A 13242-nucleotide genomic window follows, 5' to 3' on the forward strand; every position below is an offset into this window, starting at 1 on the left:
GAGAAAAAGCTTGAATATGTGAAAAGAAAAGGAAACTTCTCTTTTAATAAGTAAAAAAAGTGCCTAATTAGCACTTTTTTACTTATTTATTTATATGTGAAATATTATATCTTCACTTAGAATAGCTACGTTGCATCTAGTATAGCTAACTTTAATCTTATGAAATAATCTTTGCCTTAGCATAGCTACTTTTATCTTGATGCAGCAACAGCATTGTAGTTTCTTTCTGCTTGTTCCCAGTTTACAGTATTCCACCAAGCGTCTATATATTCACCACGTCTATTTTGATATTTTAAATAATAAGCGTGTTCCCATACATCTACTCCTATTATAGGAATTAAGCCTTGAGTTATAGGAGTATCTTGATTTGCAGTACTTATAATTGACAAGTTACCTTCTTTATCTGAAACTAGCCATGCCCAACCAGAACCAAATCTATTTAGAGCAGCTATTTTAAATCGGGTTTTAAAATCATCAAATGTTCCAAAAGTTTTACTTATTGCTTTCGCTAAGTTACCCATAGGAACTCCAGGTTGTTCAGGAGCCATTATAGACCAGAAAAACTCATGATTATAAACGCCACCAGCATTATTTATAATAGCTTGCTTAACATCGCTAGGAAGAGAATCTACATTAGTTAATAATCCCTCTAAACCTTTAGAATACAATTCAGGATATTTAGAGATAGCATTATTTAAATTGTCTACATAAGCTTTTTGATGTTTATCATGATGGATAATCATAGTTTCCTTATCAATGTATGGTTCTAAAGCATCATATTCATATGGCAATGGATTAAGAGTAAATTTATTTTTTTCTAATTCTTCACCATAGCAGATAGATGACGTTAGGCTAAAGAAAGTTAAAAATAAACATAAGAACGTTAAAAATTTTTTCATTTGTATCACCTCTATTATTAGTATGGATTTAATATATAAATTTATAAGAATTTTTCTACGAAGTGAAACTTTTTATAAGAGCAAGAGTCTAAGATTATATAAGACAAACTTGAAGTTTATGGTAAAAATATATTAAAATATGTAGAGAATATTATTTATTGCAGGAGAGAAAATATGGAGATAAATATAAGAGAAGAGTTAGAAAAAGATTATGAAGTAGTAGAAAGACTAACTGAAGAGGCTTTTAAAAATGCAGTGCATAGCGATGGAACAGAACATTTATTAGTAAATAGACTAAGGAAAAGTGATGACTTTATAAAAGAACTTTCATTAGTTGCAGAGGATAATGGAAAAGTTATTGCTCATTTAATGCTTACTAAAGCAAAAATTAATAATGGAGATATGAGTGTTGAAACATTAGCATTAGCACCTGTATCTGTAATACCTGAGTATCAAGGTAAAGGAATTGGAAGTAAGCTTATAAATGTTGCATTAGAAAGTGCTAGAAGATTAGGATATAAGTCTGTTATAGTTTTAGGGCATGATAAGTATTACCCTAAATTTGGTTTTGTTCCTGCAAGTAAATATGGAATAAAAGCTCCTTTTGATGTACCAGATGAGGCTTTTATGGTTAAAGAGCTAAACGATGGTAGCTTAATCGGAGTTAGTGGAATTGTTGAATATACAAAAGAGTTTTTTGAATAGAAAGATATAAAGTGTAACTTAGGTTGCACTTATTTTTTTGTTCATTAATTTTTTATATAGTAGTTACTTGTATTTTGATATAATAAAATTATGTAAATTTACTAAGTATAAGGAAGTGAAATAGATGAAAATAATCCATACAGGAGATTGGCATATAGGAAAAATTGTAAATGAGTTTTCTATGATAGAAGACCAAAAATTTTATCTTGATAGATTAATAGAATTATTAGAAGAAGAAAGACCAGATGCTTTTATAATAGCAGGTGATATATATGACCGTTCAGTACCACCAGCAGAGGCTGTAGAACTATTGGATAATGTATTAAGTAAAATAATTTTAGAATTAAACATACCTGTTTTAGCTATTTCAGGTAATCATGATAGTCCTGAGAGGTTGTCATTTGGAAGTAAGTTGCTAAAAGATAAAGGATTATATATAGAGGGAACGTTTAAGAAAGAAATAAGAAAGGTAACTATAAAAGATGAATTTGGAAATGTTAACTTTTATTTATTACCATTTGTTGATCCAGCAAAAGTTAGATTGATTTATAAAAATGATGAAATAAGAACTTATGATGATGCTATGAAGTTTTTAGTTAATGAGTTAGAAAAAGATATAAATAAAGATGAAAGAAATGTTTTAATAACTCATGGATATGTAACTTTTAATATGGAAGATAAAGAGAATAAAGGTGATTTAGAACTTTCAGATTCAGAAAGACCATTATCTATTGGGGGTACAGACTTAATAGATGGAAGAAATTTTGACTTGTTTAATTATGTTGCTTTAGGACATCTTCATAGACCTCAAAAGGTTGGAGGAAACAGAATAAGATATTCAGGTTCTCTATTGAAATATTCAGTATCAGAGTGTGAGCAAAATAAAAGCATACCTATAATCACGTTAGATGAAAAAGGAGAAATAGAAGTTGAATTAAGAAAGCTACAGGTATTAAGAGATATGAGAGTTGTTGAAGGACCTTTAGAAAAACTTATAGATAGAGATACACATAAAGGTGAAAATTTAAATGACTATATATTTGCAAATCTTACTGATGAAGGTGAAGTTATTGATGCAATATCAAAGTTAAGAGCTGTATTTCCAAATGTAATGGGATTAAAAATGGTAAATTCGAGAGAAAAAAATGTGGATAGTAAAACTTCAGCAGGAAATAATTTTAGAGATAAATCAGAATCAGAGCTGTTTACAGATTTTTATTTAAGCATAAAAGGGAAAGAGATGGATCAAGAAAGAATAGAAGTTTTAAATAAAGTTTTAGAGGAAATTGGAAGGGGGTAGTGATATATGAGACCATTAAAGCTTATAATAAATGCTTTTGGACCTTATGCAGGAAAGGAAGAAATAGATTTTACTAAAATAAAAGGGAGTAATATATTTGTTATATCAGGACCTACTGGAGCAGGAAAGACCACTATCTTTGATGCTATATCATTTGCATTATTTGGAGAGGCAAGTGGCACAAGTAGGACTATGGAGTCATTAAAAAGCCATCATGCTAAAGGAACAGATATTGCGTATGTAGAATTAGAATTTTTAGCAAAAGGGAAAAAATATAAGATAATTAGAAAACCAACTCAAACTGTAGATAAGGTATATAAAAATGGTACTATTAAGCAAATAGATAAAAAGCACGAAGCAGAACTCTATTTAGATGATGAAACAGTAATATCAAGACCATCAGAGGCAACAGAAAAGATACAGCAAATTTTGGGGTTAAATGCTAGCCAATTTAAACAAATAGTTATGCTTCCACAAGGTGAATTTAAAAAATTATTAGAAGCTGAAAGTAAGGATAAAGAGCCGATATTCAGAAATATATTTGGAACAGAAAGATTTCTTAGTATTCAAAAGAAATTAGATGATAAAAGTACAGAACTTAGAAATAGAGTTTTATCGGAAAAACAAAGAAGAGATGCTTTTATTAGTAAAATAGATCCAGTAGTAAATGATGAGCTAAGAAAATTGATAAATAGTGTAGACAAAGATGTATTAGAGATTATTAAATTAACTAAAGCTCTTATTGAAAAAGATAAATCTGATGAAAAAGAAATTAACACAAAGATAGAAAAATTAAATGAGGACAAAAAGAGAATAGAAGAAAATAGATTTAAAGCTGAAGAAGATAATAAAAAGCTTCTGTTAAAAGATAGGGTATCTAATGAACTAGAGTTATTAAATTATAAGGAAGAAGAGATTAAGAAAGAAGAGGTTTTACTAGAGAAAGCTAAAAAAGCAAAGGATATTATTCATCTAGAAAAATCAGTAGTTGAAGCCGAAGAAAAATTAAAAGATAATACTACAAGATTAGAAAGTAGTAAGAAAGCTTTAGTTGATAGTGAAATTATTTTTAATGTTAAAAATAAAGCTTATGAAAAGGCAGAATTAGAAATAAAGCAAAAGGATGCTTTAATAAAGGAAAAACTGGAAGTTGAAAAGAAACTTGAGAAGTTTAAGATTTATAAGGAAAAAGAAATATTAGTAAAACAACTTACAGATGAACTAAATAGACAAACAAAAAATATTGAGCTTTTAGAAAATGACTTAAAGGGCGATAAGGAAAAGCTTGAAAAGGATAGAGAAATACAACAAAGTATAGCTGAGAATGAAGTATTATTTGTAAGAGTTAGTAACTCTTTAAGAGAAAAGGAAGCTTTAATATTAAAAGCTAAGTCAGTATTTAAGAAGATTCTAGCTTACGAAAATGGAATTAAAATATATAACGAAGAAGCTTTAAGGGTAGTGAGTTTAGAAAAAAAATACTTAATGAAAAAAGAGGAATATGAAAACGGTGATCTTTTATTTAGAAAGGGATTGGCTGGAATCTTAGCTTTAAACTTAGATGAGGGTAGTAAGTGCCCGGTATGTGGTTCAACTAGTCATCCTAATCTAGCTAAAATGCAAGAAAATGTACCAACTGAAGAGAAGCTTAAAGAATTAAAGGATATTTATGAAGCTGAAAAGAATGCTTATGATAAAGCGTTGAAAGAGCTTGCAATAAAAAAAGCTACTAATGATTCAATGCTAGAAGAGGGAATTAAAGCAGCATTAGATGAAATAAAGGATGTTGTTAATTTTAATGGTGATATAAAACTTCAATTTGATGAGATGAAAAAAGCTGTAACTGAAAGTGGAATAAAGCTTAAAAATGAGATTGAAGAATTAACAGAAGAAAAAGATAAAATTTCTAAAGTTATAATAAATAAAGATAATGTTAATAAAGAGATTAAAGCATTAGAAGAGAGAATAAAGATAGAAGAAAGTAAAATTGAAGAAGCTAAAAAAAGACAACAAAATAGCTTAGGTAGTTTAACAAGGGAAGAAGGTCTTTTAGCTGAGGCTAAATCAATATTACCAGAGGATATAAAAGATGATAATTTACTTAGAATGCAGGATGTTAGAATTACATCTAAAATAAGAGAATTAGAAGAGAACTTAGAATTAACTAAAAAAGAATTTAATGATATTAAAGATACTTTAACAAAATTAAAGCAAGATGTAGTCAATTATACTGAGCTTAATGAAAGGTATTTAGATGAAGTAGGTAATAAAAAACTTATATTTAATCAAAAGATACAAGAAAGCTTATTTAAGGATATAGATGATTATAATAACGCTAAGAGAAGTGATAATGAGATAAATGTAAAAGATACATATATAAGAGAGTATTATAATAAGTTAACGTCTAAAAAGGATGAGTTTAAAAGAATAAGTGAAGAAACTCAAAACATGATAAAAGTAGATTTAAAAGAATATGATATTTTAATAAATGAAAAGCTTAATGAAATAACTTTATTAAATAAAGAATCAAAAGAAATATATTCAAGAATAAGTAACAATAGGAGTAGTTTAAGAAGTATAGAGGATATTACAACTAAAATACAAGGAGATGAGGCAAAATATAAAGTTATAGGCGAACTTGCAGAATTAGCAAAAGGTAATAATGCAGAGAGAATTACCTTTGAAAGATATGTATTAGCAGCATATTTTGATGATATTATAAGAGCTGCTAATAGTAGATTAAGCAAAATGACTAATTCGAGGTATACTTTAAAGCGTAAAGAAAGTAGGGAAAAGGGACAAAAACAATCAGGATTAGAACTTGAAGTAATAGATGCATACACTGGGAAAGAAAGACATGTTAAAACTTTATCTGGAGGAGAAGGATTTAAAGCTTCTTTAGCATTAGCCTTAGGTCTTGCAGATGTTATTCAGTCATATGCAGGTGGCGTACAAATTGATACTATGTTTGTAGATGAAGGCTTTGGAACTTTAGATTCAGAAAGTTTAGATAATGCAATAAGTGCTTTAATGGATCTTCAAGACTTAGGTAGATTAGTAGGGGTAATATCCCATGTTCCAGAGTTAAAGGAAAGAGTGGATGCAAGGCTTGAAATAACGCCAGGAAAAGATGGAAGTCACGCAAATTTCATAATTAAATAATATAAAAAAATAGCACAATTTAAGAAGTTTCATATAATACTATAAATACTAAGGTCATATAATATCAACAAGTGTGGTTAATTAAAAAAATATTAAGTTAAATATAAGGAGGGACTTGATATGGGTGTTTGGGGATTAGATATTTATGATGATGATTTAGCAGTTGATATTAAAGAAGAATTTGAACGTTACTTAATGGAAGGAATGGATGAAGCTGAGGCTATAGATGAGTTAATAGCTAGCAATGATAACCTTCTAGATGATCCACAGGATGTGGGGACTTTTGTTTTAACAGTTGCAACATTAGCAAGAGATAATGATGTAACTAGTAAGAAAGTAACTAAAATGCTAAAGGCTTTACACAGGAATAGTGAATATTGGAATGACTTAAAAGAAAATGAAGAAGAATTATATGAAGCAAGAAAAGATTTATTAAGAGAATTTTTATAATAGAGTATGATGAACCTTAGGAAAGTTTAACTTCATCAAAGGTGAAAAGGCACTGACGCGACAGTAGTCTTTTCACCTCGATGTAGTTGAATTTTAACCTATGGTTTAGGTTACATTTTTTTACTTGTTACATAATAATTGATATAATTTAAATTAAGAAAGGATAATAGATGTGGATTTAAAAAGGGGCAGTATTTTAGAATATATTTCTCAAGATTTTATAAATTGGGCAAAAAAAGTTGTAAAATTTTTAATAATATATACATTAGGATTTATACTTTTAGCTGTTAGTTTAAAATATGCATTTCCTTTTGTAATAGCTTTTATAATAGCGATATTGCTAAAACCTATAAAGAATAAAATATTATTATTAAATAAAAATAGTAAGAAAATTAAACTAACAAATGGATTTGTTTCATTTTTATTGACAATAACAATAGTTATTCTTATGTTATCAGCATTAGGTGCAATTCTTTATGAAATAATTTTGCAGACAGGAAAGCTTTTAGAGTATTTAACTAATCCATCAACAGTGGAGGAAATAATAAATGCTATAGATAGTTTTGTTGGTAGCATATTAGCAGGATTAAATAATTTAGACCCAAGTATTGTTGAAAAAATAAATGAAGGCATTATGACTATAGTAAAAGTTATTAGTAGTTTTGCAACAACTTTAGGAAAGAAAATGCTAAGTCTTGCTGGCTCAATTCCAGGAGCACTTATAACAGTTATTGTTACATTGATATCAACGTATTTCTTTACAAAGGAAATAGAAAACATTCAAATAGGAGTTAAAAACATATTTTCTGAAAAAGGACATAAGCTATTTTCAACTGTTAAAGATAAAATGAATTCTGTTTTTGGTGGATATATTAAAGCATATTTATTAATTATGCTAGTGATAGCTTTTATAAGTTCTGTGATATTTACATTAGCTAGAGTAAGTTATGCTTTACCATTAGCAATTTTAACTGCCGTTTTGGATTTTTTACCAATAATAGGAGCTGGCCTTGTATATGGAATTTTAGCAATAATTATGTATTTTAGCGGAAGTAAAACAGCAGCAATAATACTTTTAATTGGATATGTGATTGTTGCATTAGTGAGACAGTTATTAGAGCAAAATCTTGTAGCTTCATTCATAGGTGTTCATCCTATAGTTATGATAATTGGGTTATTTATAGCAATAACTCCATTAGGGTTTTTAGGAATGTTTTATTTTATAGGAGCCTTTTTATTATACCAGACAGTAAAATAGTAGTGAATTAAAGTAGTAAAAATGGATAAAATATTCTATGAAATATTTATTTTTTTACTTGGAGGTTTAATTTTATGGCTCACGAAAAGTTAGAAAAGAAAATAAATGGATTGATGAAAGTGATTAAAAAAGGAAGAATGACTGAGGAAATTGCAGATGAAGTATCCAATATCATTGATGAGATAGAAGATTTAGGAGATGCTGTAAAGAAGAATTTTTCTTCATCATTAAATGAAATGAAAAAGGCATTAAAGAAGATGAAATAAAAGTAAGTAATATAAGGAGCTGTTGCAAATGCATAGCTCCTTATTTAATTAATAATAAATAAGTTTAAATTAATATATGATTATGATGAACTGTATTACGGTAATGAGTATTTTTACAATGAATATGGAAAAAAATATAAAAAAGTATTGTGTATTACACAGTATAGTAATATAATATACTGTGTAATACACAATAAGTTGTGAAGAGGTGAGGAAATGAATACTCAGTTCAAAAAAGGAATTATAGAGTTATGTGTTCTATCTCTTATTTCAAAGAAGGATATGTATGGATATGAGGTAGTTAAGGAGATAGAAGCAGATATGGATGTTACAGAAAATACTATATATCCTATATTGAGAAGACTTACAAAGGAAGGTAATTTTTCGACTTATACTAAAGTGTGCGAAGGTAGCAAGGAGAGAAAATACTATAAGATTACAGAAGAAGGAAAGATTCATTATGAGAATATGGTAAAAGGGTGGAGTGAGTTTGTAGTAAGTGTTAATAAGGTTTTAAGTTATGAATATAAAGATAGTAAGGAAGGTGAATAAAATGACTAAAGGTGAATTCTTATATAACCTTAGAAGCAATTTATCAATATTACCAAAAGAAGAAATAGAAAATATAATCGAAGATTATAGTATGCATATAAATGAGCTATTAGATGAAGGTGAATCTTTAGAACAAATATTAAATAAATTGGGAGATCCAAAAGAAATAGCAAAACAATATATCGAAGAGCTTGGCTATGAAGATAATAGTAAAGAATATAAGAATACAGAGGCTCAATATAGAGTAAATGAAAGTAATTATGAAGCTAAAAAAGTTAAAAGTGGGAATATTGCCTTGTTTGTATTTATGCAGATAGTTAATTTTTTATTTTTAGCATGGGTAGTATTTGGAGTTGGAGTAGCTGCATTTTCAGTAGGGGTAAGCGGAATTGCAGTAGCTGGAAGTTCTTTAGCAATATTATTTTTAAATACTAGTGTAAATATTGGAATCAGATTATTAAAGACTTTTGTTATGGCTGGTGTAGGAATATTATTATTTAATGCTGCACTTGCAATAGCTATTGGAATGGTTAAATTAATGATTAAATATGTTAAGTGGAATATAAGCTTAATATCTTAGGGGGGATAAAAGGTGAAGAAGTATTTTTTAATATCGTCTATACTAGCGGTTATTATGTTAATTGTAGGAAGCATTGGACTATTAGCAACAGGAGAAGCTTTTAGAGGAATCAGTTTTGGTAATTATGGAGTAAAGTTTAATGGTGTAGCTGAATCGTTTACGCAAGAAATAGATGTAGTTAGTAGTAATATTAAATTTAACTTAAATGTTCCCAATACTAAGGTTGAAATTTATAGTGGGACTAATAATAGGATAATAGTTAATTGCTGGTATAATAATGAAAATGATAAATTTACAATAGATAGTAATGAAGATACTATAAATATAAAAAGAAAAGAAAGCTATGGAACTATAAATCTTTTTGATTTTTCAAGTATTGCTGGTACTGTAGAGATAATTGTTCCAGAAAGTATAATTGGGAACTATACTGTAGAAGCAACTAATGGAAATATAGAGATAAATGATATTAAAGCAAGTAATATTGATATTGAAACTACAAATGGAAACTTTGAAATAGGTGATATAACAGTTGAAGGTGAAGTTAAAATAAATACTAATAACGGTAGAGTTGTAGCTGAAGATATAAACGCAGAATCTATTAGTTTTGAAACTACTAATGGATTAGTTGATATAGAGGATATAAAATCAAATGATATAAGAGTAAGAACTACAAATGGTCTTATAAAAGCATATAATTGTTATAGTAAGGATATTATACTTAGAACTACAAATGGAGCTATAACATTAGAAAATGAAGATAAGAATTATCAAATAGAAAACTTAGATGTTAATACAACTAATGGAAAAGAAACTGTAAATGCAAATTATAAAAATAGAAAATAGAAAATAGAAAATAGAACTTATGCCTACGGCATAGATAAGTTTATCAGCCGAAGGCATATTTCTTTTTAGTGTTAGTTAGGATTTTATTTTCCTAGTGTATTAACGACCTCTTCAAGTTTTTCTCTAATTCTAATGCTTTGAGGACAAAGCTTCTCACATTTACCACATTTTACGCAAGAAATTGCTTTACTTTCTTCAGACATTGAATTGTAAGATTTTTTACTGCTTTCTATATCTTCAAATAATGAAGCCTTATTTAATAAATCAAAATTTCTAGGGATATTTACACCAACTGGACAAGGCATACAATATTTACATTCAGTACAATTTACTTTGATTTTTGCTTTATAAGAAGATGTAACCTTACTAATTAAATTAAGCTCTTCTTCATTTAGACAATTAGGAGTTGATGTTTCTGCAAAGTTAATGTTATCTATAATATTAGAAAAACTGCTCATTCCAGACAAGACTACGCTAATTCGCGAATCATTCCATAAGTATTTTAATGCCCATTCTACAGGATTTCTTTTATTATTTGCTGTATCCCATAAATCTTGGATATCGTTAGGAATATTGGAAGCAAGTTTACCACCACGTAAAGGTTCCATTATAGCTATACCAAGTCCTTTGTTAGCAGCATACTCTAAACCTTCAGTTCCAGCTTGATAATCTGTATCTAGATAATTATATTGGATTTGACAGAATTCCCAATCATAAGAATCAACTATTTCTTTAAAAACATCCAGAGAATCGTGGAATGAGAATCCGATATGATGTGCTTTACCACTTTTCTTAATAGAATCAAGAAACTCAAATAAACCATTATCCTTTAAATTTGTGAAATACTCTTTATTTAAAGCATGTACTAAATAAAAATCTATATAGTCAGTTCTTAGCCTATTTAGCTGCTCATTAAATATTCTATCCATATCATCTCTACTACTTATTAACCAACTTGGCAATTTAGTAGCTATAAATATATCTTTACGGCAATGCTCTAAAGCTTTACCAACAAAAGATTCAGATTCGCTATTATGATAAGTATAAGCAGTATCAAAATAATTAACTCCTTTAGATAAAGCGTATTGAATCATTTCTGTAGATTTTTCTTCATCAATTTTATTATCTATGGTTGGAAAACGCATACATCCAAAACCAAGTATAGATACTTTCTCATGAGTTTGACCATATTCTCTATATAACATAATTTCCTCCTAAAACAATAGTATAAAAATCATTATAACATAAAAGGATAAAATTAAATATAAAGTAAAATAATGTTTAACAATAAAGGTTATTATATTATAATTATATAAAATTATTATAATAATAAAATTAAGGTTTAAGGATTGAAATAGGAGGCAATGTATGATAATTAGAAAAGCTGAACTTAAAGATTTAGAAAGGATTGTAGAATTTAACTATAATTTAGCTTTTGAGACAGAAGACAAGAGATTAGATAAGAATATATTACGTAGCGGAGTAAGAGCATTACTAGAAGATAAAAGAAAAGGTGTGTATCATGTCTGTGAAATAAATGATGAAGTAGTGGGGCAAATTATGTATACATATGAATGGAGTGATTGGAGAAATGGTTTATTTATATGGGTACAAAGTGTATATGTAGATAAGGAGTATAGAGGACAAAGGGTATTTAGAAGATTGTACAATCATGTAAAAGAAATGTGTGATAAAGATGAAAATATATGTGGTGTAAGGCTATATGTAGAATTTGAAAATCATAATGCTCAAAAGACTTATGAGTCTTTAGGTATGGAAAAGTGTAATTATTATATGTATGAATATGAGAAATAAGTATTAACCTAAGTGATGTAAATTAATTAAGGTGATTATATGTATATTTATAAACAAATAATAATATGATTTATATAAAAAGGGGTGATTTTATGGAAAGATCAGAATTAAAGTTTAGAGCTAAGGAACAATTAAGAGGCAATTGGGGAATAGCCATTGGAGCAGTATTATTAGCAGCAATTTTTACAGATTTTGATGTGATTTATAATATCGGTGAAAGATTTGGATTAGATGGATTAACACTTTCCGTTCCTGTTAATCTATTATCTTTATTTTTAGGTGGAGTTATAACTACTGGATTATGTAAATTATTATTAAATCTTGCAACCAACATAGAAAAACCAAAGGTAGAAAATCTATTTTCATACTTTAATATATATCTTAAAACATTAGGATTAAATATCTTGATTTCACTTGCTGTTGCTATTGGAACTATTTTATTTATAGTACCAGGGATAATTGTAGCATTAATGTTTTCACAAGCATTCTTTATACTAGCTGAAGATAGTAGCAAATCAATAACACAATGTTTAAGTGAAAGTACAGAGATGATGAAGGGTTATAAGGCAGATTTTTTTGTTTTAGAATTATCATTTATAGGATGGTGGATAGTAGCTGCATTGACATTAGGGATAGGAGGACTTTGGGTTGCCCCATATCAGAAACTTACTGAAGCTAATTATTATTTAAGTTTAAAAGGGAATAAAATGTATTAGATGATAAGACCTTAGTTAAGATACTAAGGTCTTTTGTATTGACATATAATATTTTTCTAGGATACTTCTTTTTTTGAAAATCTATTACATGTAATAAAATATGAAGCTAATAGTATTGTTATTGAAGCTAGGACTATTAATATTCCTATCATAGTTGGACTAATAGTTATATTTATTTCAGGTAATAATTGAACTAATGAAGTAGAAAAAGTAATAGGAAGTACTGCTAAAAATACAAGTATATATCTTCCTTTTTCAGTTCCTAATAATAAAGCAGCTGGCTGAACTATTGCTAAGAAAAATATGCCTATAGATAATGTGGAAAGAGCTATAGCATATATCGGCATAGAGTTTACATCAGAGCTATATCCAATAAATTTTATTATTGAAGCTAAAAGTACTGATATTCCCATAGATATAATTGTATTTAATAAACCAAAAATATATTTAGATAAAATATACTCATTAGTAGTTATAGGAAGAGAATATATTAAATAGTTCATTTTACTTCTTTCTTCATAGAAGACTAAAGAATAACATGAAATCATTAAAAACATAGCACCTGCAAAAACTATCATAAATGGCTGAAATACTGCAAAAAATATAGCCATAACTACAAGAATTAATAAGCTTTTCTTTAATGCAAAAAGTGAATTGTATTGAAGTTTAAGTAAATTTATTAAATTTTTCATATCC

General features: G+C 27.9%; 14 protein-coding genes. 11 read left to right on the forward strand and 3 right to left on the reverse strand.

The genetic code is table 11. The annotated features are described in order from the left end of the window. Positions 1-191: 191 nt before the first annotated feature. Positions 192-899: a superoxide dismutase gene (locus LQE93_RS11620; RefSeq protein WP_084759052.1), complete on the reverse strand. Its 708-nt coding sequence runs from the start codon at positions 897-899 to the stop codon at positions 192-194. A 174-nt stretch (positions 900-1073) separates the two neighbouring features. Between LQE93_RS11620 and LQE93_RS11625 the strand changes: the two genes are divergently transcribed. The 9 genes from LQE93_RS11625 (at position 1074) to LQE93_RS11665 (ending at position 10015) form a co-directional block, all read left to right on the forward strand. After that, complete coding sequence (locus tag LQE93_RS11625) at positions 1074-1604, forward strand: GNAT family N-acetyltransferase (protein ID WP_055267918.1); 531 nt, start codon at positions 1074-1076, stop codon at positions 1602-1604. Between the two features lie 124 nt (positions 1605-1728). Next, positions 1729-2904, forward strand: coding sequence for an exonuclease SbcCD subunit D (locus LQE93_RS11630; RefSeq protein WP_055267916.1), 1176 nt, complete (start codon positions 1729-1731; stop codon positions 2902-2904). 6 nt (positions 2905-2910) lie between these two features. After that, entirely contained in the window at positions 2911-6066 is a 3156-nt protein-coding gene (locus tag LQE93_RS11635; RefSeq protein ID WP_231073786.1) for an AAA family ATPase, read from the forward strand. A gap of 120 nt (positions 6067-6186) precedes the next feature. Continuing rightward, positions 6187-6516: a hypothetical protein gene (locus LQE93_RS11640; protein ID WP_055267912.1), complete on the forward strand. Its 330-nt coding sequence runs from the start codon at positions 6187-6189 to the stop codon at positions 6514-6516. Between the two features lie 172 nt (positions 6517-6688). Beyond that, the gene (locus tag LQE93_RS11645) at positions 6689-7774 is read left to right on the forward strand and encodes an AI-2E family transporter (protein WP_231073789.1); all 1086 of its coding nucleotides are present in this window, start codon (positions 6689-6691) and stop codon (positions 7772-7774) included. A 74-nt stretch (positions 7775-7848) separates the two neighbouring features. Next, positions 7849-8040 carry a hypothetical protein gene (locus LQE93_RS11650; RefSeq protein ID WP_231073791.1) on the forward strand — a complete coding sequence of 64 codons (192 nt, stop codon included), beginning with the start codon at positions 7849-7851 and terminating at the stop codon, positions 8038-8040. Between the two features lie 216 nt (positions 8041-8256). Then, a complete protein-coding gene (locus LQE93_RS11655) occupies positions 8257-8592 on the forward strand; it encodes a PadR family transcriptional regulator (protein ID WP_231073792.1) in 336 nt (111 codons plus the stop codon). Between the two features lies 1 nt (position 8593). Next, complete coding sequence (locus LQE93_RS11660; protein ID WP_231073794.1) at positions 8594-9172, forward strand: DUF1700 domain-containing protein; 579 nt, start codon at positions 8594-8596, stop codon at positions 9170-9172. A gap of 12 nt (positions 9173-9184) precedes the next feature. Then, on the forward strand, positions 9185-10015 hold the full coding sequence (locus LQE93_RS11665) for a DUF4097 family beta strand repeat-containing protein (RefSeq protein WP_231073796.1): 831 nt from the start codon (positions 9185-9187) through the stop codon (positions 10013-10015). 83 nt (positions 10016-10098) lie between these two features. Here the strand turns inward: LQE93_RS11665 and LQE93_RS11670 are convergent, their stop codons facing one another. Then, entirely contained in the window at positions 10099-11220 is a 1122-nt protein-coding gene (locus LQE93_RS11670) for an aldo/keto reductase (RefSeq protein WP_055267900.1), read from the reverse strand. Positions 11221-11383: 163 nt separating this feature from the next. Here LQE93_RS11670 and LQE93_RS11675 point away from each other — a divergent pair, with 163 nt between their 5' ends. Both LQE93_RS11675 and LQE93_RS11680 read left to right on the forward strand, forming a co-directional pair. Continuing rightward, a complete protein-coding gene (locus LQE93_RS11675) occupies positions 11384-11830 on the forward strand; it encodes a GNAT family N-acetyltransferase (protein WP_231073798.1) in 447 nt (148 codons plus the stop codon). Between the two features lie 92 nt (positions 11831-11922). Continuing rightward, on the forward strand, positions 11923-12546 hold the full coding sequence (locus LQE93_RS11680) for a DUF975 family protein (protein ID WP_186838124.1): 624 nt from the start codon (positions 11923-11925) through the stop codon (positions 12544-12546). A gap of 56 nt (positions 12547-12602) precedes the next feature. On the opposite strand, the gene LQE93_RS11685 is transcribed toward LQE93_RS11680, so the two are convergent. After that, positions 12603-13238, reverse strand: coding sequence for an ABC-2 transporter permease (locus tag LQE93_RS11685; RefSeq protein ID WP_055268416.1), 636 nt, complete (start codon positions 13236-13238; stop codon positions 12603-12605). Between the last annotated feature and the right edge of the window lie 4 nt (positions 13239-13242).

Source organism: Clostridium sp. NSJ-145 (assembly GCF_021044725.1).
Lineage (GTDB): Bacteria > Bacillota > Clostridia > Clostridiales > Clostridiaceae > Clostridium > Clostridium disporicum_B.

What these genes read in the sequence shown, in the direction of transcription:
- LQE93_RS11620 (WP_084759052.1), bottom strand. Translation starts at nt 899, where the DNA reads ATGAAAAAATTTTTAACGTTCTTATGTTTATTTTTAACTTTCTTTAGC.
- LQE93_RS11625 (WP_055267918.1), top strand. Translation starts at nt 1,074, where the DNA reads ATGGAGATAAATATAAGAGAAGAGTTAGAAAAAGATTATGAAGTAGTA.
- LQE93_RS11630 (WP_055267916.1), top strand. Translation starts at nt 1,729, where the DNA reads ATGAAAATAATCCATACAGGAGATTGGCATATAGGAAAAATTGTAAAT.
- LQE93_RS11635 (WP_231073786.1), top strand. Translation starts at nt 2,911, where the DNA reads ATGAGACCATTAAAGCTTATAATAAATGCTTTTGGACCTTATGCAGGA.
- LQE93_RS11640 (WP_055267912.1), top strand. Translation starts at nt 6,187, where the DNA reads ATGGGTGTTTGGGGATTAGATATTTATGATGATGATTTAGCAGTTGAT.
- LQE93_RS11650 (WP_231073791.1), top strand. Translation starts at nt 7,849, where the DNA reads ATGGCTCACGAAAAGTTAGAAAAGAAAATAAATGGATTGATGAAAGTG.
- LQE93_RS11655 (WP_231073792.1), top strand. Translation starts at nt 8,257, where the DNA reads ATGAATACTCAGTTCAAAAAAGGAATTATAGAGTTATGTGTTCTATCT.
- LQE93_RS11660 (WP_231073794.1), top strand. Translation starts at nt 8,594, where the DNA reads ATGACTAAAGGTGAATTCTTATATAACCTTAGAAGCAATTTATCAATA.
- LQE93_RS11670 (WP_055267900.1), bottom strand. Translation starts at nt 11,220, where the DNA reads ATGTTATATAGAGAATATGGTCAAACTCATGAGAAAGTATCTATACTT.
- LQE93_RS11675 (WP_231073798.1), top strand. Translation starts at nt 11,384, where the DNA reads ATGATAATTAGAAAAGCTGAACTTAAAGATTTAGAAAGGATTGTAGAA.
- LQE93_RS11680 (WP_186838124.1), top strand. Translation starts at nt 11,923, where the DNA reads ATGGAAAGATCAGAATTAAAGTTTAGAGCTAAGGAACAATTAAGAGGC.
- LQE93_RS11685 (WP_055268416.1), bottom strand. Translation starts at nt 13,238, where the DNA reads ATGAAAAATTTAATAAATTTACTTAAACTTCAATACAATTCACTTTTT.